This is a genomic window from Caulobacter sp. GW821-FHT10A06 (assembly GCF_059415805.1).
The window spans coordinates 673968-694665 of the sequence record NZ_JBWKNY010000004.1; the positions used below are offsets into that span (position 1 = coordinate 673968).

Annotated in this window: 15 protein-coding genes and 2 pseudogenes; 12 read left to right on the forward strand and 5 right to left on the reverse strand. The window is 67.9% G+C overall.

Annotation, left to right across the window (positions count from 1 at the left end; all coding sequences use genetic code 11):
• Positions 1-51: 51 nt before the first annotated feature.
• Positions 52-513, forward strand: a complete 462-nt coding sequence (locus AC07NF_RS14805) for a MarR family winged helix-turn-helix transcriptional regulator (RefSeq protein WP_494627016.1) — start codon at positions 52-54, stop codon at positions 511-513.
• On the opposite strand, the gene AC07NF_RS14810 is transcribed toward AC07NF_RS14805, so the two are convergent.
• The gene (locus AC07NF_RS14810; RefSeq protein WP_494627018.1) at positions 510-1955 is read right to left on the reverse strand and encodes an FAD-dependent oxidoreductase; all 1446 of its coding nucleotides are present in this window, start codon (positions 1953-1955) and stop codon (positions 510-512) included. The genes AC07NF_RS14805 and AC07NF_RS14810 overlap by 4 nt on opposite strands.
• Before the next feature lie 99 nt (positions 1956-2054).
• Between AC07NF_RS14810 and AC07NF_RS14815 the strand changes: the two genes are divergently transcribed.
• A complete protein-coding gene (locus tag AC07NF_RS14815; protein WP_494627020.1) occupies positions 2055-2504 on the forward strand; it encodes a MarR family winged helix-turn-helix transcriptional regulator in 450 nt (149 codons plus the stop codon).
• Here AC07NF_RS14815 and AC07NF_RS14820 read toward each other — a convergent pair.
• Positions 2501-3271 carry a TOBE domain-containing protein gene (locus AC07NF_RS14820; RefSeq protein ID WP_494627022.1) on the reverse strand — a complete coding sequence of 257 codons (771 nt, stop codon included), beginning with the start codon at positions 3269-3271 and terminating at the stop codon, positions 2501-2503. The two genes, AC07NF_RS14815 and AC07NF_RS14820, sit on opposite strands and share 4 nt — an antisense overlap.
• 57 nt (positions 3272-3328) lie before the next feature.
• Between AC07NF_RS14820 and modA the strand changes: the two genes are divergently transcribed.
• Together modA and modB are read left to right on the forward strand one after the other, a co-directional pair.
• A complete protein-coding gene (gene modA, locus AC07NF_RS14825) occupies positions 3329-4078 on the forward strand; it encodes a molybdate ABC transporter substrate-binding protein (protein WP_494627024.1) in 750 nt (249 codons plus the stop codon).
• A 2-nt stretch (positions 4079-4080) separates the two neighbouring features.
• The gene (gene modB / locus AC07NF_RS14830; RefSeq protein ID WP_494627026.1) at positions 4081-4755 is read left to right on the forward strand and encodes a molybdate ABC transporter permease subunit; all 675 of its coding nucleotides are present in this window, start codon (positions 4081-4083) and stop codon (positions 4753-4755) included.
• A 71-nt stretch (positions 4756-4826) separates the two neighbouring features.
• Here the strand turns inward: modB and AC07NF_RS14835 are convergent, their stop codons facing one another.
• Together AC07NF_RS14835 and AC07NF_RS14840 are read right to left on the reverse strand one after the other, a co-directional pair.
• Complete coding sequence (locus AC07NF_RS14835; protein WP_494627028.1) at positions 4827-7256, reverse strand: TonB-dependent receptor; 2430 nt, start codon at positions 7254-7256, stop codon at positions 4827-4829.
• Between the two features lie 107 nt (positions 7257-7363).
• Entirely contained in the window at positions 7364-8548 is a 1185-nt protein-coding gene (locus AC07NF_RS14840; RefSeq protein WP_494627030.1) for an acyl-CoA dehydrogenase family protein, read from the reverse strand.
• Between the two features lie 91 nt (positions 8549-8639).
• Here AC07NF_RS14840 and AC07NF_RS14845 point away from each other — a divergent pair, with 91 nt between their 5' ends.
• Positions 8640-9386 carry a helix-turn-helix transcriptional regulator gene (locus tag AC07NF_RS14845; RefSeq protein ID WP_494627032.1) on the forward strand — a complete coding sequence of 249 codons (747 nt, stop codon included), beginning with the start codon at positions 8640-8642 and terminating at the stop codon, positions 9384-9386.
• Here the strand turns inward: AC07NF_RS14845 and AC07NF_RS14850 are convergent.
• Positions 9383-10030: a TetR/AcrR family transcriptional regulator gene (locus tag AC07NF_RS14850; protein ID WP_492815621.1), complete on the reverse strand. Its 648-nt coding sequence runs from the start codon at positions 10028-10030 to the stop codon at positions 9383-9385. The two genes, AC07NF_RS14845 and AC07NF_RS14850, sit on opposite strands and share 4 nt — an antisense overlap.
• Before the next feature lie 168 nt (positions 10031-10198).
• Between AC07NF_RS14850 and AC07NF_RS14855 the strand changes: the two genes are divergently transcribed.
• From AC07NF_RS14855 to AC07NF_RS14885, 7 genes and pseudogenes are all read left to right on the forward strand, one after another.
• Positions 10199-10363: a hypothetical protein gene (locus AC07NF_RS14855; RefSeq protein ID WP_494627035.1), complete on the forward strand. Its 165-nt coding sequence runs from the start codon at positions 10199-10201 to the stop codon at positions 10361-10363.
• Between the two features lie 53 nt (positions 10364-10416).
• Positions 10417-11607, forward strand: a complete 1191-nt coding sequence (locus AC07NF_RS14860; RefSeq protein ID WP_494627037.1) for an efflux RND transporter periplasmic adaptor subunit — start codon at positions 10417-10419, stop codon at positions 11605-11607.
• Positions 11608-11763: 156 nt separating this feature from the next.
• Positions 11764-14940 carry an efflux RND transporter permease subunit gene (locus AC07NF_RS14865; RefSeq protein WP_494627039.1) on the forward strand — a complete coding sequence of 1059 codons (3177 nt, stop codon included), beginning with the start codon at positions 11764-11766 and terminating at the stop codon, positions 14938-14940.
• Positions 14940-16349, forward strand: coding sequence for an efflux transporter outer membrane subunit (locus AC07NF_RS14870; protein WP_494627041.1), 1410 nt, complete (start codon positions 14940-14942; stop codon positions 16347-16349). The genes AC07NF_RS14865 and AC07NF_RS14870 overlap by 1 nt, the downstream gene beginning before the upstream one ends.
• A 138-nt stretch (positions 16350-16487) precedes the next feature.
• Positions 16488-18653: a hypothetical protein gene (locus tag AC07NF_RS14875; protein WP_494627043.1), complete on the forward strand. Its 2166-nt coding sequence runs from the start codon at positions 16488-16490 to the stop codon at positions 18651-18653.
• Between the two features lie 244 nt (positions 18654-18897).
• A pseudogene (locus tag AC07NF_RS14880) lies at positions 18898-19650 on the forward strand (Tar ligand binding domain-containing protein); the annotation flags it as partial.
• Positions 19651-20043: 393 nt separating this feature from the next.
• Positions 20044-20685 (forward strand): annotated as a pseudogene (locus tag AC07NF_RS14885) (methyl-accepting chemotaxis protein); the annotation flags it as partial.
• Between the last annotated feature and the right edge of the window lie 13 nt (positions 20686-20698).

Here is a 20698-nt window from a genome sequence, read left to right on the forward strand (position 1 = left end):
GCTGAACGGTTTTGGCTTGACTGATAACGTTGATATCAACATAAATTTCACATGTCAAAGCCGGCCGTGATTCCCGTCGAAGCCAGCGTCCCGTACGCGACCACGATCCACGTCCGCGACACCTGCCTGTGTTTGCACGTGCAGCGCGCCGCTCGCGCCCTGGCCCGCCGCTTCGACGACGCCCTGCGGCCGGTGGGGCTGACCAATGGCCAGTTCTCGCTCTTGATGTCGCTGAACCGGCCCGAGCCGGCGGGCATGGGCGGGGTCGCCAGCTTGCTGGCCATGGACCGCACCACCCTGACGGCGGCGTTGAAACCGTTGCTACGGCGTGGGCTGCTGATCGTCGAGCCGGATCCAAAGGACCGCCGGGGCCGCGTGCTCAGCCTGACCAACGCCGGGCGGGCGGTGCTGGCCCAGGCCGTGCCGATCTGGACGCGCGAGCACGGCCAGCTCGATGAGGCGCTGACCGGGGGCAGTGACGCCCTGCGCGATGGTCTGAGGAAGCTGGCCTAGAGCCCGACGGTTTTGAAATAGGCCTCGACCTTGACCTCGTCGCCGGCCTGGCCGACCGTCGCGATGTAACCGTCGGGACGCACCAGCACGAAGCCGCCGGGCGGCAGGCCGTAGGCGTCAGCGAGCCAGCCGTCCGTATCCGTCAGATCCGCGAAGACGAGGCCGGGGCGCGGGGCGATCGGGCTTTCGCCCAGCACGGTCCAGTGCGGACCGGCCAGAACCTCGAACACCCGCTGATCGCCGCACGGCGCATCTGGCGCGCGGTCGCCCGGCGCGACCTTGGCCTCGACGCCCAGGTCCAGCGACAGGGTCGAGCCCTCGTAACCGAGATCCAGCTGCCGGGCCTCGCGGCCGCGCTTCATCCCTTGCTTGGTCATCGCCTTGGCCAGGAGCTCCGTGGACAGGCCCAGCACTCCGGCGGCGATCGGGCGGCGCTCGGCTTCGTAGGTGTCGATCAGGGCCTCGGGCGCGCCGGCCATTACGGCGGCCAGCTTCCAACCGAGGTTGTAGGCGTCCTGGATGCTGGTGTTCAGGCCTTGCCCGCCGGTTGGCGGATGGATGTGGGCCGCATCGCCGGCCAGCAGCACGCGGCCTATCCGATAGCGGTCAGCGAGGCGGGCGTTGAGGCCGTAGACCGAGGCCCAGAAGACCTCGTGGACGACGATGTCGTCGTGACCCGTCCGCTCACGGATCAAGGTGTTGAGGCATTCGACGGTCAGGCCCGCCTCGCCCTCGGTGGGAGCATGGCCCTGGATCTGGAAGAGGTCGGTCCCGGCCAGCGGGCAGAACGACACCTGGGCCGTCTCGCGCGTCCCGAACACGTGCCAGGCCTCGCGCGTCAGGCCGGTCAGCTTGGTGTCGGCGACCATGGCGAGGCCCGGCATGGTCTTGCCGGGGAAGCCGATGTCCAGGGCGTGGCGCACGAAGCTGCGGCCGCCATCGGCCCCGACCAACCAGCGGGCGCGGATAGTCCGGCCGTCGGCCAGGGTCGCGGTGACGCCCTCGGCGTCCTGGTCGATGCCGGTCAGCTCGGCGCCGTACTCCGGCGTATGGCCAAGGTCGGCCAGGCGCTGGCGCAGGATGGTCTCGGTCAAGAACTGCGGCAGCATCAGCGGCGCGGCGTAGGGTTCGGCCGGGGTGGGCGTCGCGCCCTCGCCGATGGCCGTCTCCTCGAAGCCGCCATCGGGGGCGTAGTTGCGCACCGGCGGATAGGGGCCGCCCGTCGCCAGCATCGGCGCCAGGACGCCCAGGTCCTCGAACACCTCCAGGCTGCGGGGCTGGAGGCCCTTGCCGCGCGAGCCCTGGAACGCTTGCGGGGCCTTGTCGATCAGGCGGAAGGCGACGCCCCGGCGCGCCAGGTCGATGGCCAGGGTCAGGCCGGCCGGACCGGCGCCGGCGATCAGCACGCCGGTCGTCTCTTGGGGCGTGAAAGCTTGGGTCATCCGGATCTCCTTCGTGTGCGTTATGCACATAAATCGCGTGCAAAAGGCACATAAATCCGAGGCTGGACGACGTCAAGAAAGAATGTGCAAAATGCACGGATGAAATCCGAACTTCGCGACATCCACGCGGCGATGATGGACCTCGCCGGCTTCCTCAATCGGCCCCAGGCCGACGATCTGCTGCTGCGCGAGGCCGGCGTGTCGCTGGACCGGGCGCTGTTTCCCTTGCTGGGGCGGATCGGGAAGAAGGGGCCGATCGGCGTGGTCGAGCTGGCGGATTTGGCCGGCCGCGACCACTCGGTCGTCAGTCGTCAGGTCGCCAAGCTGGAGAGCCTGGGCTTGGTCGAACGCCGCCCCGGCGCGGCCGACAAGCGGGTGCGCGAAGCGGTGGTGACGGAGAAGGGCGCCGAGCTGGTCGACAGGCTGGACGCCGCGCGTCAGCGGCTGGTCGGCCCGATGATGGCCGAGTGGAGCGACCAGGAGCTCAAGGACCTGGCGCGGCTGCTGCGCAAGTTCGTCGACGGCGCGAACGAGGCGTTGAAGGCCTAGTCGACCGCCAGGATCACGTCGGAGGCGGCGATGCGCGCTTCGACCTTCGCGCCGACGGGCAGCGCCCAGGCCGCATCATCCGGCTTCAGGGTCGCTACCAAGCTCTTGCCGGCGGCCAGGGCGATGGTGACCTCAGCCGAAGTCTCGCCGGCCTCGCGATCGACGATCTCGCCGGCCAGGCGGTTGTCGCCGTCGCCCTCGTTGATCCGCACGAAGCTGGACTTGATCAGGGCGATGGCCGGACGGCCGGGCGCGAGGTCCAGGTCCTCGACGCTGCGGCGGGTGATTGAGGAGCGCAGGGATAGGCCTTCGCCCAGCGACAGGGTCACGACCGCCGTGACACCGTCGCCCTCGACCGCCGTGACCACACCGCGCAGAGCGTTGCGGGCGCTGGTGCGCAGGCCCAGGCTCCAGAGCAGCTCGGCGTCGCCCGAGAGATCGGCCTCCAACCGCGCGAAGGCGGCGCCCACCTCGCGCTCAGCTGCGCGGAAGGCGCGGATCACCGCCTGGCCACGCGGGGTGACCTCGGCCATCCCGCCGCTCTTGCCGCCCGGCGCGGCGGCGACCAGTGGCGCGTCGAACAGGTTGTTCAGGGCCTGCACGCCGTCCCAGGCGCCCTTGTACGAAAGGTCGACCTGCTTGGCGGCGGCGCTGATCGAGCCCAGGGCCGCGACGGCCTCCAGCAGGGCGATGCGGTCGAAGCCCACGCGGGCTAGGCCGCCGCGCTTGAGGATCAGGGAGGCGCTGAAATCGTCTTCGCGAGCCACTGTTTCACCGTTATGCATGGGAGCTACATAACCGCAGCGCCCCAATAGGATTACCAGATGATCGCCCGCCGTCCGATGCTGATCGCCGCGCTTCTGTCCCTGACGCTGGGCGGGACCGCCTTCGCGGGCGAGACCAAGGTCGCCGTGGCAGCCAACTTCACCGAAGCGGCCAAGGAGATCGCCGCCAAGTTCAAGGCCAAGACCGGCCATGACGCGACCCTGAGCTTTGGCTCATCGGGCCAGTTCTACACCCAGATCGCCAACGGCGCGCCGTACGAGGTCTTCCTGTCGGCCGACGTCGAGCGCCCGCAGAAGGCCGAGGCCGAGGGGTTGGCGGTTCCGGGGTCGCGCTTCACCTACGCCACCGGCCGCCTGGTGCTCTACAGCAAGACGCCGGGTCTCGTTGACGGCAAGGGCAAGGTGCTGACCACCGGCAAGTTCGAGAAGCTGTCGATCGCCGACCCCAAGGCCGCGCCCTATGGCCAGGCGGCGATCGAGACCCTGACCAAGCTGAAGCTGTACGACACGCTGAAGCCGAAGATCGTGCAGGGCTCGTCGATCACCCAGGCCTTCCAGTACGTCCAGACCGGCGCGGCCGAGCTGGGCTTCGTGGCCCTGTCGCAGGTGATCACCGAGCAGGGCGGTTCGCGCTGGGTCGTGCCGGCGGCCAACCACACCCCGATCGAGCAACAGGCCGTGCTGCTGAAGACCGGCGCCAATAGCGAAGCGGCCAAGGCCTTCGTAGCCTTCCTGAAGAGCAGCGACGCCAAGGCGATCATCAAGCGCTACGGCTACGAGGTCCGCTAAGGATGACGGAGGTCCTGTGGCTGACGGGCAAGCTGGCGGGGATCACCACGATCCTGCTGCTGGTCCTGGCCACGCCGCTGTCCTGGTGGCTGGCGCGAGGCCGCTCGGCCTTGCGGACGCCGGTAACGGCCCTGGTCGCCCTGCCGATCGTGCTGCCGCCGACGGTGCTGGGTTTCTACCTGCTGATCGCCCTGGGACCGAAGAGCCCGCTGATGGTGTTGTTCCAGCCGCTCGGCATCCGGACCCTGGCCTTCACCTTCGAGGGCCTCGTCATCGGCTCGCTGATCTACTCCCTGCCGTTCGCCGTGCAGCCCCTGCGCAACGCCTTCCTGGCCATCGGCGACGAGCCGCTGGAGGCCGCAGCCTGCCTGGGCGCTTCGCCGTGGCAGCGTTTCTGGCGGGTGGTCCTGCCGCTGGCCATTCCCGGCTATGTCGCCGCCGCCATCCTGGTCTTCGCCCATACGGTCGGCGAGTTTGGGGTGGTGATGATGCTGGGCGGCAATATCCCTGGCGAGACCACGGTGCTGTCGACCGAGATCTACCGCCTGGTCGAGGGGCTGGAGTGGGGCGAGGCGCACCGCCTGTCGCTGCTGCTGCTGGCCTTCGCCTTCGTGGTGCTGTTCACCCTGCTGGGGCTTGAGGCTCGGTCGAAGATCCTGCTGCGGACCCGGACCTAAAAGAGCGAGCGCGCGCCAAAAAAGAGGAGCGCGGGAAACCGCGCTCCAGGTAACCGAGATTAGGAAGGTGCTCAGAACTTCCAGGTGAGCGACGCGCCATAGGTCGTGGGCTTGCCGGGGAAGCGGACCACCACGTTGGCGTTGCTGCTGACGGCGCTCCAATAATATTCGTTGGTGATGTTGCGGCCCCAGATGGACAGGTCCCAGCCCTTGTCCGGCGCGCCGATGCCGATGCTGGCGTTCAGCATGCCGTAGCTGTCGATCACGAACAGCGGATTGCCCTCCAGGTCGGCGTAGGACTTGTCCTGCCAGCGGCCGTTCAGGGCCGCGTTCAGCTCCAGCCCGTCGCCGACCGGCTGCTTGAACAGCGCCGTCAGGCCGCCCTGGAACTTGGGGCTGTACAGGAACGGCCGGCCGTCGAAGCTTTGGCTCTGCCCGGCGGCGTTGATGCCGGTGTAGCCCTTGACCTCGGTGTGCAGGAGGGTGGCCGAGGCGATCAGGGTCAGGGCCCGGCTGGCGCGCCAGGTGATGTCGCCGTCGAAGCCGTAGGCCTCGCCATTGGGCACGTTGGCCAGGCGCGACAGGGCCGTATAGATCGGGTCGGCGAAGTACACGGAGAGCTGCTTGTCGGTGTAGTCGTAATAGAAGGCCGACAGGTTGGCCTGCACCCGGCGGTCCAGCAGCCCGGCCTTCACCCCCACCTCATAGGCGGTCAGCAGTTCCTGCGTCGCCGGGGCGTTCTGGGTCGAGATGTTGGCGGCGTTGATCGGCGTCGCGCCGGCCTTGGCCCCGCGTGAGATCGAGCCGTAGACCAGCACGTCTTCGGCGGCCTGCCAGTCCAGCGCTGCGCGCCAGGCTATGTTGTCCTCGTCCAGCTTGGACTTCACGAAGCCGAAGCTCTTGGTCGCGGGATCGAAGGTGTTGCAGCCGCCTTGGGTGATCGGCGCGACCAGGCCGTAGGCGGCGGCGAACAGCGCCCGGTTGACGACATTGACGTTCACCAGCATCGAGCCGCCGACGTCGCGCGAGCAGCCGACATAGTCCTGCTTGTCCTGGCTGTAGCGGATGCCCAGGGTCAGCTTCAGATTATCCGCCAGGCGGTGGTCGGCGTTGGCGAACAGGCTCCAAGTCTTGGTCTCGATATTGCCGACGTCCTCATAGGTACGGAACGCCTGGCTCATCTGCAGGGCGGTGTAGCCGAAGCTGTTGAACGGCGTGGCCAGCAGGGTCGAGCCGACATAGCGGATCGTGCCGACATTGGCGTTCTGGCCTAGCAGGGTGCGGTTGCTGTCATAGATCTTGTCGCGGGCGATGTAGCCGCCGACCAGCCACGAGCCCTTGTCGGTGACGCCCTCCAGGTGCAGCTCCTCGGCGAACGACTTGATGTCGCCGTGGGCCTGCTGGATCAGCACCTCGTAGGGCGCGCCGCTCCAGTCGAAGACGGCCTTGCGCTCCAGGCGGTTGAAGCTGGTCAGCGAAACGAGGCGCGCCTTGTCGGCCACGTCCCACGAGACCTTGAGCTTGCCGGCGTGAAACTGGTCGTTCTCGCGCAAGGGGTCCTTGATGCCCAGGCCGACGCCGATGTCGGCGCCGCGCACGGCCAGCGGCGCCCAGTCGGCCTGGCTGGCCTTGGTCGGTTTGTTGGCGGCGATATAGCTGACGATGCCCGGCGCGTTGAACGGGCTGGCGGCGGTGGCGGGGGTGAAGCCGATGCCCTGGGCGGCGACGGTGTCGGACTTGTTGCGCCAGCCGGAGTAGCTGGCCTCGACCTCGACCTTGTCGGTCGGCTGCATGGCCAGGGACAGGCGCCAGCCGTCGCGGTTGACCTTGCCCAGGCGCTCGCCGCGGCTGTTGCTGACCTGCCAGCCCTTGTCGCTGCGCTCGGACCGGAACGCCGCCCGGCCCTGGACGCGGTCGCCCAGGCCGCCGCTGATATAGCCTTCGAGGTTGTAGGTCTTGTAGTTGCCGGCCTCGGCGGTCAGCGAGCCTTCGAACGCTTCGGTCGGCTTGGCGGTCACGAAGTCGATCAGGCCGGCGGTGGTGTTGCGGCCGTAGAGGGTGCCCTGCGGGCCCTTCAGCACCTCGACCCGCTCCAGGTCGAAGACCGGGCCGGTGTTCATGAACGGATAGGCGTAGGCGACCTCGTCCCAGTAGGTGCCGACGGTCGAGGTGGCCGACAGGTTGATGGTGTTGAAGCCGATGCCGCGCAGCGTATAGGTCGGCACGCCCTGATAGCTCTGGCTGACCGTGAAGCTGGGGGCGACGGTGGTCAGGTCCTTCGGGTCCGTGACCCGCAGCTGCTGCAGGGCCTGCCCGCTGAACGCCTGGATCGGCATGCCGACGCTGTTGGCGGTTTCCTCGCGGCGCTGGGCGGTGACGACCAAGGTGTCGATCGTCAGGCTTTCTTCCTGCTTGGGTGCTTGGGTCTGGGCCATGGCGGGGACCGCCATCAGCAGGGCGAGCGCCGACACGCTCATGGTCAGGCGCGTAGGTCCTGGCATCCGTCTTACCTCCCTCTGGCCATGCCTGCATCGGGCCTGGCTTTGAAAGGAGCGTGCGGTTCGCCAACTCGCGTAACAAGCTATCGGAATCGATAGGTGAGGCGCCGTTACAACCCCAGAACTAGCTTGGCGATAATATCCCGCTGGATCTCGTTAGAGCCGCCATAGATCGAGGCGGCGCGGTTGTTGAGGTAGCGGGCCATGGTCGTCAGGCCGTGCTCGGGGCCGACGGGCGTCTCGTTGGAGCCGGCCTCGCGAGCCTTGGGCTGGTGGGGGGCGGTGTATGCGCCGAGGGCGTCGACGCCCAGTTCGTCCAGGCGCTGAAGCTGCTCGGAGCCCTGGAGCTTCAGGATCGACGAGGCGGGACCGGGTTTGCCGCCGGTGGCCAGGGCGCTGAGCACCCGGCGCTCGGTCATGTCGATGGCCAGGGCGTCGATTTCGGCCACGGCCAAGCGGCGGCGATAGTGGGGATCGTCGAGGACGTCCTCGGCGTCGGCCATGTTCCGCAGTCGCTCGAGGCCGGCGTGCAGCCCGGCCGCGTAGCCGCCGCCGCGTTCGAATTCCAGCAGGTGCTTGGCGACGGTCCAGCCCTGGTTCTCGGCGCCCAGACGGTCTGCCTGGGGCGTACGGACGTCGTCGAAGAACACCTGGTTGACCTCATGCTCGCCGGCCAGGGTGACGATCGGGGCGACGCGGATGCCCGGCCGGTCCATCTCGATCAGCAGGAAGGTGATGCCGGCCTGAGGTTTGCCTTCGGTCGAGGTGCGGACCAGGCAGAACATGTGGCTCGCCCAGTGGGCGTGGGTGGTCCAGATCTTCGAGCCGTTCAGGACGTAGTCGTCGCCGTTCGGAACCGCGCTCATCCGCAGGGACGCCAGATCCGAGCCCGAGCCCGGTTCGGAATAGCCCTGGCACCAGTAGTCCTCGCCCGACAGGATGCGCGGCAGGTAGCGGGCCTTCTGCTCGGGACTGCCGAACGCCATGATCGCCGGAGCCACCATGCGCAGGCCCATCGGCGCCAGGTTAGGGGCGCCGGCGCGGGCGCATTCGGCCTGGAAGACGTGGCGCTGGATCTCGCTCCAGCCGGGACCGCCGTATTCGACGGGCCAGCTGGGCGCGACCCAGCCCTTGGCGTGCAGGATCTTCTGCCAGGCCAGGCTGTGGGCCTTGTCGCAGAAGACGCTGGTCATCCGCCGGCCGGCTTCCCGGAGTTCGGGCGTCAGGTTGGTGTCGAGAAAGGCGCGGACCTCGTCGCGAAAGGCCAGGTCGTCAGGCGACAGCTCCAGATCCACCCGATTTTCCTTCCGCCGACATCGTCGGGGAAACTTGCGAATTAGCGGGGGCGGCGCGCAAGCTATCGGAACCGATAGGGAAGGCGGCTCCATGTTGACCAAGGTCGATGACGGCGAGCGCCTGGCGCGTGTCACGGTCCTGGCCGCGCGCGTGTCGGCCCTGGGTCGCGAGATCGGCCTGCCCTATGTCGCGGCCAGCGCCGACATCTCCAGTCCCGAACCGATGCTGGGCCAGGACGGCAAGCCGCTGGCCGAGACGACCTTCGAATGGCTGGACAACGCCGTGCGCTACTGGCGCGACCGGGCCTTCGCCCTGCGGGCGCCGTTCATCCTGGCGGCGCGCTATTCGGCCGAGCCGTTCTTCTATCACCAGGGCCGGTTTTCCAACTGGCGACCCTTGCCGCGGCTGGAGGCGATCGAGGTGCGCGAGGCGGCTCAGGCCTTCGGCATCGAAGCGGCGATCATCGCGCCGACCTATCTGACCGGCGGGGTGATCGGGGCGGTGGTCTGGGCCTCGTCCGAGCCGGTCGTGGATTTGCCGGCGCTCTACGCGGCGCGGGCGGACGACCTGCACGGCGCGGCCCTGCGCCTGGTCTGCGCCTATCGCGACGGCCAGGACGACGACGCCCCGCCGGTGCGGCTGACCAAGCGCGAGGTCCAGTGCCTGAAGTGGGCCGCGGCCGGCAAGACTGACGCCGACATCGCCCAGATCATCGGCATCTCAGGCCCGACCGTGCGCTTCCACGTCCAGAACGCGGCGCTGAAGCTACGGGTGGCCGGCCGCGCCCAGGCCATCCACCGCGCGGCGGGCCTGGGCTATATAGGGGCTGCGCCTTAGTTACAGCCGTCCAGATGGAACCTGATCAGCGCCTTGGCTGAGCGCGCCACGGCCTTCACCGGACCGCCGGCGCCGAGCGTCACGCGGGCCCCCGAGGCGCCTTCCATCAGCAGCATCAGGGAGTCGGCCAGGTCGTCGTCCTTGGCGCCGGCGGCGCGGGTCAGGGCGTTGATCCGGCGGTACAGCTCTTTCTTGTAGTTGACCGAGACCACCTGGGCCGGGTGGGTCTCCTCGTGCAGCTCGATGGCGGCGTTCGACAGCGGGCAGCCCAGGACGTCGGCGTTGCAGGCCTTGGTCTCGAAGGCGTCGAAGATCGCTTCCAGCTGGGCGCGGGGTTCGGCGCAGCAGCAGGCCGTCACGCTTTCCCACCAGGCCCAGTACTCGCGCTCCTGCTCGCGCAGAACCTCGGCGACCAGCTCGTCCTTGGACGGGAAGTTCCGATACAGCGTCATCTTGGTGGCTTCGGCCTCGGACGCGATGGTCTCGACGCCGACGGCGCGGATGCCGTGCTGATAGAACAGCTCACGGGCGGTCTCGAAGATCCGGTCCCGCGCGGGGCGCTTGGATACGGGCGCTCCAGGGGTCACCCCCTCGGCCGTTTCCGTGTCGCCCCCGACAGCGTCCCCAGAATTTCTTGTCGCCATTTTGGCAGTGCTCTCCTTGACGTGGGAGTTACCGGTCAGTATCTCTCCGCCATGGAGATGATACCGAACGGTCTCGTCACATCCTAAATCGTCCTTCCGGTCGCTCGGGTCAAGTAACAGCCGCTGCGACATTTCCTCTCTTAAACCCCAAAAAAGGAGCGCGCGCCAATGCCACCGCAAACAAACGTTTACGACGACGCTCCCAAGGCCAAGCAGGCCAAGGGTTTCCTGAGCTTTTTCAAGTCCCAGGCCGAGCCCGCCAAGGGCTGGTCCACGGTTCGGACCCTCGGCCACAGCACCCGACGCGCCGCTCGGCGGCCCGTCTGGGAATGACAAGAACCACCGACACCACCTCCCCGCTTCACCGTCCGACAGGGCTTTTCCCCATGCGTATTCAACCCGTCATCACGTCCTTCGCCGGCCTGGCCGCCGTGGCCGTGCTGGCCGCTTGCTCGGCCCAGGCCAAGCAGGAGGCCGCCGCCCCGCCGCCGGTGCAGGTCACCGTCGCCGACGTCGCCTTCAAGTCCCTGCGCCAGTGGGACGACTTCACCGGCCGCCTCGAGCCGGTCGACACCGTCGAGATCCGTCCGCGCGTCAGCGGCTACATCGACGGCGCCCAGTTCGCTGAAGGCGCCCGCGTTTCGAAGGGCCAGGTGCTCTTCCAGATCGACCCGCGCCCGTACCAGGCCGAGGCCAACCGCGCCCAGGCCGAGGTGGCCCGCGCCAAGGCTCAGCTGGACCTGGCCGTCGTCAACCGCGAACGCGGCCGTCGCCTGATCGAGCAGAACGCCCTGGCCCAGAGCGAATTCGATCGTCTCTCGGCCGAGGAGAAGGCCGCTCAAGCCAATCTGGCGGCGTCGCAAGCCGCCTACCAGACCGCCCGCCTGAACCTGGAATGGACCCGCGTGACCTCGCCGATCGACGGCCGGGTCTCCAAGACCATCATCACTCGCGGCAACCTGGTCACCCAGACGAGCCTGCTGACGACCGTGGTGTCCGACACCCCGATCTACGCCGAGTTCAACGCCGACGAGCAGACCTTCCTGAAGTACGCCTCGGCCGAACGCGGCAAGAACGGCCCGGTCTATATGGGCCTGATGACCGAGGACGGTTATCCGCACGTCGGCAAGCTGTCCTTCATCGACAACGCCCTGGACGCCAAGAGCGGCACGATCAACGGCCGGGCGATCTTCGCCAACGCCGACGGTCGTTTCACGCCCGGCCTGTTCGCCCGCATCCGCCTGGTCAGCGCCGAGACGCAAGAGGTCGCTCTTGCGCCTGACCGCGCCATCGCGACGGACCTTGGCAAGCGCTACGTCGTCGTCGTCAACGGCAGCAACAAGGCCGAGTACCGCACGGTCGAGATCGGTCCGCTGGCCGGCGGCCTGCGCATCATCCGCACCGGCCTGAAGCCGGGCGACCGGGTGGTCGTCGGCGGCCTGCAGAAGGTCAAGCCGGGCGACACCGTCGCGCCGGTCAAGGTCAAGACCGACCTGGCCGACCTGGCCGACCTGTCGCAGCTGGAGGTCGGCGGTCGTCCGGTCGTCCAACCGACCCGGTCCGCAGGCCAGAACTAACTGAAGCGTGCGCCCGGCTCGCGTGTCTGAGCCGGGCGTCTTTTTCGGGTTTCGAGAGGTGTCTGTCGCCCGCCGTCTGGTGGGGGAGAGGCCTCTTGCGCCCGAGCGTACGCGTATCCGCTCCTCCCCAAGTTCGCCCGCTGAAGGCGCTCCGCCATGAATTTCTCGAAGTTCTTCGTCAGCCGACCGCGCTTCGCGGCCGTGCTCTCGATCATCATCTTTATCGCCGGCCTGGTTTCGCTCCCGAACCTGCCGATCAGCGAATATCCCGAGGTCGTGCCGCCCACCGTGGTGGTGCGCGCGGCCTATCCGGGCGCCAACCCGTCCGTCATCGGCGAGACGGTGGCTGCTCCCCTGGAACAGGCCATCAACGGCGTCGAGGGGATGATCTACCAGTCGTCCCAGTCGGCCTCCGACGGGGCCATGATCCTGACCGTCACCTTCGCGCTCGGCACCGACCTGGATAAGGCCCAGGTGCAGGTGCAGAACCGGGTGGCCCAGGCCCTGCCCAAGCTGCCGCAGGAGGTCCAGCGCATCGGCGTGACGACCAACAAGGCCTCGCCCGACCTGACCCTGGTCGTGCACATGATCTCGCCCAACAACCGCTACGACATGCTCTATCTGAGCAACTACGCGCAGCTGAACGTCCGTGATCGCCTCAAGCGGATCGACGGCGTCGGCGACGTGCAGATCTTCGGCGCGGGCGCATACTCGATGCGCGTGTGGCTGGATCCTGAAAAGCTGGCCGCCCTGTCGATGACGGCGGGCGATGTGGTCGGGGCCCTGCGCGAGCAGAACGTCCAGGTCGCCGCCGGCCAGCTGGGCGCGCCGCCCAACGCCGGTTCGGGCGCTGAATTCCAGCTGTCGGTCAACGCTCCCGGGCGTCTGACGGACGAAGAGCAGTTCCGCAATGTCATCGTCCGCTCGGGCGCCGACGGCCAGATCACCCGCCTGGGCGACGTGGCCCGCGTGGAGCTGGGCGCCGACAACTACGCCCTGCGCAGCTTGCTCGACAATAAGTCGGCCGTCGCCGTGCCGGTGTTCCAGCGTCCGGGCTCTAACGCCCTGGAGATGGCCGCCAACGTCAAGAAGACCATGCAGGAGCTCAAGAAGGAGTTCCCCGAAGGCGTCGACTACGAGATCATCTACGACACCACGGCCTTCGTGCAGGAAAGCATCGACTCGGTGATCCACACCCTGATCGAGGCCATCATCCTGGTCGTGCTGGTGGTGGTGATCTTCCTGCAGGGCTGGCGCGCCTCGATCATTCCGCTGATCGCCGTGCCCGTCTCGCTGGTGGGCACCTTCGCGCTGCTCCTGATGCTGGGCTTTGGCCTCAACGCCCTGACGCTGTTCGGCCTCGTCCTGGCCATCGGCATCGTCGTCGACGACGCCATCGTCGTGGTCGAGAACGTCGAGCGCAACATCACCGACGGTCTCGAGCCCGCCGCGGCGACGCGCAAGGCCATGACCGAGGTCACGGGTCCGATCATCTCCACGGCCCTGGTGCTGTGCGCGGTGTTCATCCCGACCGCCTTCATCAGCGGCCTGTCGGGCCAGTTCTATCGTCAGTTCGCCCTGACCATCGCCATCTCGACGGTGATCTCGGCCATCAACTCCCTGACCCTGTCGCCGGCCCTGGCCGCGGTGCTCCTGAAGTCGCATGACGCGCCCAAGGACCGCTTCCAGAAGCTGATCGACGCCTCGCTGAGCTGGCTGTTCAACCCGTTCAACCGCTTCTTCGCCAAGGCTTCGAACGGCTATGTCGCCGGCGTCGCCAAGACCCTGGGCCGCTCCTCGGCCGCCCTGGCCCTGTACGGCGGTCTGCTGATCCTGACGATCTTCGCCTTCTCCAAGACCCCCGGCGGTTTCGTGCCTCAGCAGGACAAGGCTTATGTCGTGGCCGTGGTCCAGCTGCCCGACGCGGCCTCGCTGGATCGTACGGAGGCGGTCATCCGCCAGATGGGTGACATCGCCATGAAGACCCCGGGCATCAAGCACTCGGTGGCCTTCCCCGGTCTGTCGGCCAACGGCTTCATCAACAGCCCCAACTCCGGCGCGGTGTTCTTCCCGCTGGACGACTTCAAGAACCGTCGCAGCCACGAGCTCTCGGCCAACGCCATCGTGGGTGAGCTGAACCAGAAGTTCGCCGGTATTCCCGACGCCCAGATCGCGGTGTTCCCGCCGCCGTCCGTACAGGGCCTGGGCACCATCGGCGGCTTCCGGATGCAGATCGTCGACAAGGCGGGCCTGGGCTCGCAGGAGCTGTACAACGCCACCCAGAACATCATCGCCAAGGCCCAGAAGGACCCGGCCCTGGCGGGGATCTTCTCCAGCTACCAGGTCAGCGTGCCCAAGGTGCAGGCCGACATCGATCGTGAAAAGGCCCGGGCTCAGGGCGTGTCCCTGACCGACCTGTTCGAGACGATGCAGATCTATCTGGGCTCGCTGTACGTCAACGACTTCAACCGCTTCGGCCACACCTACCAGGTCAACGTCCAGGCCGATCAGAGCTTCCGCCTGCAACCCGAGCAGATGCTGCGCCTGCAGACCCGCAACGGCCAAGGCCAGATGATCCCGCTGGGCGCCTTCGTCTCCTTCAAGGAAACGACCGGTCCCGACCGCGAGAGCCACTACAACGGCTACCTGACCGCCGAGATCAACGGCGGCCCGGCGCCCGGCTACTCGACCGGCCAGGCCCAGAAGGCCCTGGAGGACATCATCAAGTCCGAGCTGCCCAACGGCATGGGCTCGGAGTGGACCGAGCTGACCTACCAGCAGATCCTGGCGGGCAACACGGCGATCTTCATCTTCCCGCTGTGCGTGCTGCTGGCCTTCCTGGTGCTGGTCGCCCAGTACGAAAGCTGGAGCCTGCCGCTGGTCGTGATCCTGATCGTTCCGATGACCCTGCTGTCGGCCCTGGCCGGCGTGTGGATCAGCAAGGGCGACAACAACATCTTCACCCAGATCGGCCTGATCGTGCTGGTGGGGCTGGCGTGTAAGAACGCCATCCTGATCGTGGAGTTCGCCAAGGAACGCGAGGAGCACGGCGACAGCCCGCTCCAGGCGGTCCTGGAGGCCTGCCGCCTGCGCCTGCGTCCGATCCTGATGACCTCGATCGCCTTCATCATGGGGGTCTACCCCCTGGTGGTGTCGCACGGGGCCGGGGCCGAGATGCGCCGCGCCATGGGCGTGGCGGTGTTCTCGGGGATGCTGGGCGTGACCCTGTTCGGTCTGATCCTGACGCCTGTCTTCTACTACGTCATCCGTCGCTCCACGGCCCGCAAGGCCGCGAAGAAGGCGGCCCTGACCTCGCCCGTGGAGGCGCACTGATGTCCTTCGTTAAACTCACCCTGCGCGCCGCGCTGATCGCCGGCGTCTCCCTGACGGCCGCCGCCTGCGCGGTGGGGCCGAACTACAAGGCGCCGGCGACCCCGCCGGCGGCCTTCCAGAACGCCGACCCGGCCGTCTTCACCGCCGCCAATCCGGAAGCCGACTGGTGGAAGGCCTTTGGCGACCCGGTGCTGGACCAGCTGGTCGGCCAGGCCCTGGGCGCCAACCTCGACCTGAAGATCGCCGTCGCCCGCGTCGGCGAGGCCCGGGCCCTGTTCACCGAACAGAAGCTGGACCTGCTGCCCCACGTCACGGCCGACGGGACCTATACCAAGAGCAAGCAGCAGCAGCCGGGCTTCACGACCGACCGCGTCGAGAACCAGAGCTACCAGGCCGGCTTCGACGCCGGCTGGGAGATCGACCTCTTCGGCCGCGTCCGTCGCGGCGTCGAGGCGGCTGGCGCTGAAGCCGGCGCGGCCCAGGCCGAGCTGCGCGACGCCCAGGTCACGGTCGCGGCCGAGGTGGCCCGCAACTATCTCGAACTGCGCGGCGCCCAGGCCCGTCTGAAGGTGGCCAACCGTAACCTTCAGACCCAGCGCGAGACCGTCCGTCTGACCAAGGTGCGGTTCGACGCCGGGGCCGGCAGCCCGATCGACGTCGCCAGCGCTCAGGCTCGCCTGAACGCTACCGAGGCGGCGATCCCGGGCCTGATCACGGCCGAGAAGCGCGCCAACCATCGCCTGGCCGTGCTGACCGGCCAGCGCCCCGGCGCGCTGGACGCCTTGCTGGTTCCGCAGGCGGAGGACACCCGTCCGCTGGTCGCGGCCCTGCCGATCGGCCAGGCCGGCGACCTGCTGCGTCGTCGTCCGGACGTGCAAGCGGCCGAGCGTCGCCTGGCGGCCTCGACCGCTCGGGTGGGGGTGGCCACGGCCGACCTCTTCCCGCGCGTGTCGGTGACCGGCTTCGTCGGCTTCCTGTCGGGGACCTCGCCGGGCTTTGGCAACAGCGCCAGCCAGGCCTGGTCGGTGGCCCCCAGCGTCAGCTGGCCGGCGCTCGACCTGGGCAGCGCCCATGCTCGCCTGCGGGCGGCCAAGTTCCGCGACGAGGCGGCCCTGGCCAACTACGACCAGACGGTGCTGCGCGCGCTGGAGGACCTGGAGAACGCGCTCGTCTCCTACAGCCAGCAGCAGGCCCAGCTGAAGAGCCTGACCGACCAGGCGGCCGCCTCGCGCCGCGCGGCCGAGCTGGCCCGGATCCAGTACAAGGAAGGCGGCATCGACTTCCTGGTGCTGCTGGACGCCGAGCGGACCCTGCTGGCCGCGGAGGACGCCCTCAGCGTCGCCGAGACCGGGGTGAATACCGACGTCGTGGCGATCTACAAGGCCCTGGGCGGCGGCTGGAAGGCCTAGACCCGAACCACGACCTCCTTCGGGCGTTGATGAAACCCGGCCGTTTTCGCGGCCGGGTTTTATTTTTTCCGCGGCTACGCTTGCGTGTGTACAGCAAATCCAATACCCATGCCGTCGAACATTGCCGGAGGTTGAGTGATGGCCACGCTTCAAGTTTTGGAAACCGCCTATAGCGACGTCGCACGGATCAAGTTCTCGAGTATCTCGACGGCGGATGTGGCCAAGCTTCAGACCCTGGCCTCGCAGGTCGACGCCTCGACGATCACCCTGACCCAGGCGCGCGCTGAGATCGGCAAGATGGTGATCGCATCGACCTCGGTCGCGAACCTGGCCTACGCCTTCTTCACCGGCGCGACGCCCGTGATGGCCGGCCTCGACTATCTGGTCTCGCCGACCGGCGGCAACGCCAACAACCTCAACTCGGCCTACTACACCGCGTTCACGGCCGAGAACCGCTACATCAACTTCGCGGTCAACCTGGGCAAGACGGGCGAGGGCGCGACCAAGTTCACGACCGCCTATGGCGCGCTGGACCTGACCGCGGCGACCACCAAGGCCTATACCGAGATCTTCGGCTTCGCGCCGCCGGACGGCCGGATCTCCGACATCCTCAATGGCCAGGTGCCCAACGGCCAGGGCGGCACCTACAGCCGCGCCGACTACTTCGCCGCCTATGGCCGCGACGGTCTGAACGGGCAGGGGACCAAGGCGGCCATGGTCGGCTGGCTGCTGAGCGAGGCGGCCAAGGCCGACCTCGGCGCCTACGCCAAGGCCAATGACGCCTTCCTGGCCGACCTGGCCAATGATGGCCAGGCGGTGTTCTTCACCGACCTCCTGGGCACGTACGGTCAGCAGCCGACCTATGCCGCCGGCGCGACGATCACGGCGGGGGCCAACCAGGTCGTCGCCCCGGACTCGGCCACGCCGGCCCTGCAGTCGACGGCCAATAACGACACGGTCACGGGGACCGACGGCAACGTCTCGGTCGCCACCGCCGGCGGCCATGACACCGTGACCTTCTCCGGAACGGTCGGCGGCTATATCGACGGCGGCGACGGCAATGACACCATCTCGGTCGGCCAGCTGAACGCGGCGGTCGAGGTCCTGGGCGGCGCGCCGAACGGCAAGATCAGCGGCGGCGCCGGCAACGACCGGATCACCGTGACCAAGATGATCAACGGCGCGATCGTCGATGGCGGCGCGGGCGACGACACCCTGGTGGTGGGCGCCGACGCCGAGGCCTTCGACAAGGCCAAGATCACCAATGTCGAGCATCTGGTGCTCGAGAACTTCAAGCTGTCGTTCACGCTGCCGTCCACCGGCGTCACCACGATCGTGCCCTTCAACGTCAATGGCTATACCGGTCTGCAGGACATCACCCTGCGCTCGGCGATCTCGACGAAGATCGACGACATCGCCGAAGGCGTGGCGTTGAAGCTGGACGGGGTCAGCGGCGGTACGCTGAACGCCAACTACTATGCGCGGCTGGTGTTCACGGGCCCGTCCTCGGTCCGAGACGGCGCCGACGGCGTGCACGCCTACCTGAGCGGCGTCACCAGCAGTAACGCCAACCCGACCAACCTGTACGTCACGGGCAATGACCGCGCCCTGACCCTGCATGTGCAGAGCGACAGCGTGCTGGGGACCATCACCTCGCTGACCGCTGAAGGGGGCTCCAGCCCGATCGTCGTCACCGGGACCGGCCGCCTGACCGCCGGCTTCAACAGCCACGTCGTCGGCGCCATGAGCCAGACGACCAATCTGGACGCTTCGGCCTCGGCCGGGATCGACATCACCGAGATCGGCCACGCCGGCAACTCGGGCTCGGTGACCACCGTCGTGCTGTCGGGCTTCAACGACAGCGTGGCCGCCTATCTGCGCGGTCAGTCGACGTCGACCTATACCCTCGGCGCTGGCTCGGACACCTTCAAGATCTATCAGGACGGCTTCGCGTCGCCGGGCTTCTCGAACCTGGGCGTCGAGAACGGCAAGGTGACGACCTACGCCACCATCACCGACTTCGCCAAGGGCGTGGACCATATCGACCTGGGTGTCGCGATCCCTGCGGTGGTCACGGGTGTCAGCGTCGGTTCGGCCACGACCCTGGAGCAGGCGCTGATCAATGCCTCGACCCTGACGCCGGTCAACGCCACGTCGGTGTTCGAGTACAATGGCGACACCTACATCTATCACCAGGACGGCACGGTCGGGGTCAATGCCGGCGACGGCCTGATCCGGCTGGTGGCCGTGACGAGCCTGACGGTCGGAACCGGCTCGGCCAGCGTCGACATCCACTTTGGCTAAGCCGCGACGTTCTGCCGCATGGTGGGGAGATATCGCCGTTAGGCGGTGATATTTTCCCCGCCAGTGGCGACTGGTCGACAATTCATCACCCGGTCGGCCACGGTCGCGGCCGGTTCATTCCTTAACCCTGCTCAAACTTCAGGCGCCGGCGAAACACGCCCAAAACGCGCAGCCTACGCCCGGTTGCGGCGAAGGTTTTGGTTAACGATCGGAGGCTTTCTTCGCGTCAAAGCGGGGACCTGCGATGACCTGGACCATCAAGACGAGACTGCTGGGCTGCCTGGCCGCGCTGGGCGTGGGCATGGCGGCGATGGGCCTTTCGGGCTTCGTCGCCAACGGCGTCGCCAACCAGCGCATGCAGTCGGTGATCACCGACCGCGTCGAGCCGATGCAGCAGCTCAAGGCCGTCAGCGACATGTACGCGGTCAACATCGTCGACAGCGCCCACAAGGCGCGGTCGGGCGAGCTGTCGATGGCCAAGGCCGCCGAGAACGTCGCCGCCGCCAAGTCGACGATCAGCCAGAACTGGCAGGCCTACGCCGCCACCCAGATGACCGACGAGGAAAAGGCGCTGGCCGACAAGGTCACCGCCGCCCTGCCGGCCGCCGACAGCACGGTCGAGACCCTGCAAGGCCTGCTGAAGTCGGGCGACACTGCCGGCCTCCAGGCCTTCGTCGATGGCAAGCTCTATCCCGCCATCGATCCAGTGACTGCCAATGTCGGCGCCTTGGTCGATCTGCAGACTCGCGTCGCCCATGACGATGGCGCGGCCGCCAAGACGGCGGGCAATATCGCCACCGGCATCATGGCCGTCATCGCCCTGGTCGCGGCGGGCCTGATGGCCTTCGCCACCCATGTCGTGATCGGCAAGGTCAGCAATCCGCTGCAAGCCATGACCGCCGCCATGCGCCGCCTGGCCGACGGCGACCACGGGATCGTGGTGCCGGCCGTGGGCCAGAAGGACGAGCTGGGCCAGATGGCCGGGGCGGTCCAGGTGTTCAAGGAGAACGCCATCGCCAAGCTGCGCGCCGACGCCGAGATCGCGGCCGCCAAGGAACGCTCGGAAGCCGAGCGCCAGGCCGCAGCCGCCAAGGCCATCGCCGAGCAGCAGCAGCTGGTCGTCGAGTCGTTCGGGGTCGGCCTGTCGCACCTGGCCAAGGGCGACCTGACCTATCGTGTCAACGACGCCCTGCCGGTCGAATACGAGAAGCTGCGCGCCGACTTCAACGGCGCGGCGGGCAAGCTGCAGGACGCCATGACGGTGATCGTCGGCAATGCCGACGGCATCCGCGCCGGCAGCCGCGAGATCACCAACGCTTCGGACGACATGGCCCGCCGCACCGAGCAGCAGGCCGCCAGCCTGGAAGAGACCGCCGCGGCGCTGGAAGAGATCACCTCGACCGTCAAGCGCACGGCCGAGGGCGCCAAGGAGGCCCGCCGCGTGGTCGGGGCCGCCAAGTCCGACGCCGAGACCGGCGGTCAGGTCGTGTCCGACGCCGTCGACGCCATGGGCGAGATCGAGAAGTCCTCGGCCCAGATCGGCAACATCATCGGGGTGATCGACGAGATCGCCTTCCAGACCAACCTGCTGGCGCTGAACGCCGGCGTCGAAGCCGCGCGCGCGGGCGAAGCCGGTCGCGGCTTCGCGGTCGTCGCCCAGGAAGTGCGGGCCCTGGCCCAGCGCTCGGCCGATGCGGCCAAGGAGATCAAGGCGCTGATCAACGCCTCGACCGAACAGGTCGACGCCGGCGTCCAGCTGGTCGGCAAGACCGGCGAGGCCCTGCAACGGATCGTCGCCCAGGTGGCCCAGATCAACGGCGTGGTCGCCGAGATCGCCGCCTCGGCCCAGGAGCAGGCCACCGGCCTGGAACAGGTCAACAGCGCCGTCAGCCAGATGGACCAGGCCACCCAGCAGAACGCCGCCATGGTCGAGGAAAGCACCGCCGCCAGCCACGCCCTCTCGCGCGAGGCCGACAACCTGACCCAGTTGATGGGCCAGTTCAGTGTTGGTCAGCAGAGCATGGGCCGCAGCCGTCCGGGTGCGC

What these genes read in the sequence shown, in the direction of transcription:
- AC07NF_RS14805 (WP_494627016.1), top strand. Translation starts at nt 52, where the DNA reads ATGTCAAAGCCGGCCGTGATTCCCGTCGAAGCCAGCGTCCCGTACGCG.
- AC07NF_RS14810 (WP_494627018.1), bottom strand. Translation starts at nt 1,955, where the DNA reads ATGACCCAAGCTTTCACGCCCCAAGAGACGACCGGCGTGCTGATCGCC.
- AC07NF_RS14815 (WP_494627020.1), top strand. Translation starts at nt 2,055, where the DNA reads ATGAAATCCGAACTTCGCGACATCCACGCGGCGATGATGGACCTCGCC.
- modA (WP_494627024.1), top strand. Translation starts at nt 3,329, where the DNA reads ATGATCGCCCGCCGTCCGATGCTGATCGCCGCGCTTCTGTCCCTGACG.
- modB (WP_494627026.1), top strand. Translation starts at nt 4,081, where the DNA reads ATGACGGAGGTCCTGTGGCTGACGGGCAAGCTGGCGGGGATCACCACG.
- AC07NF_RS14835 (WP_494627028.1), bottom strand. Translation starts at nt 7,256, where the DNA reads ATGCCAGGACCTACGCGCCTGACCATGAGCGTGTCGGCGCTCGCCCTG.
- AC07NF_RS14845 (WP_494627032.1), top strand. Translation starts at nt 8,640, where the DNA reads ATGTTGACCAAGGTCGATGACGGCGAGCGCCTGGCGCGTGTCACGGTC.
- AC07NF_RS14850 (WP_492815621.1), bottom strand. Translation starts at nt 10,030, where the DNA reads ATGGCGACAAGAAATTCTGGGGACGCTGTCGGGGGCGACACGGAAACG.
- AC07NF_RS14855 (WP_494627035.1), top strand. Translation starts at nt 10,199, where the DNA reads ATGCCACCGCAAACAAACGTTTACGACGACGCTCCCAAGGCCAAGCAG.
- AC07NF_RS14860 (WP_494627037.1), top strand. Translation starts at nt 10,417, where the DNA reads ATGCGTATTCAACCCGTCATCACGTCCTTCGCCGGCCTGGCCGCCGTG.
- AC07NF_RS14865 (WP_494627039.1), top strand. Translation starts at nt 11,764, where the DNA reads ATGAATTTCTCGAAGTTCTTCGTCAGCCGACCGCGCTTCGCGGCCGTG.
- AC07NF_RS14870 (WP_494627041.1), top strand. Translation starts at nt 14,940, where the DNA reads ATGTCCTTCGTTAAACTCACCCTGCGCGCCGCGCTGATCGCCGGCGTC.
- AC07NF_RS14875 (WP_494627043.1), top strand. Translation starts at nt 16,488, where the DNA reads ATGGCCACGCTTCAAGTTTTGGAAACCGCCTATAGCGACGTCGCACGG.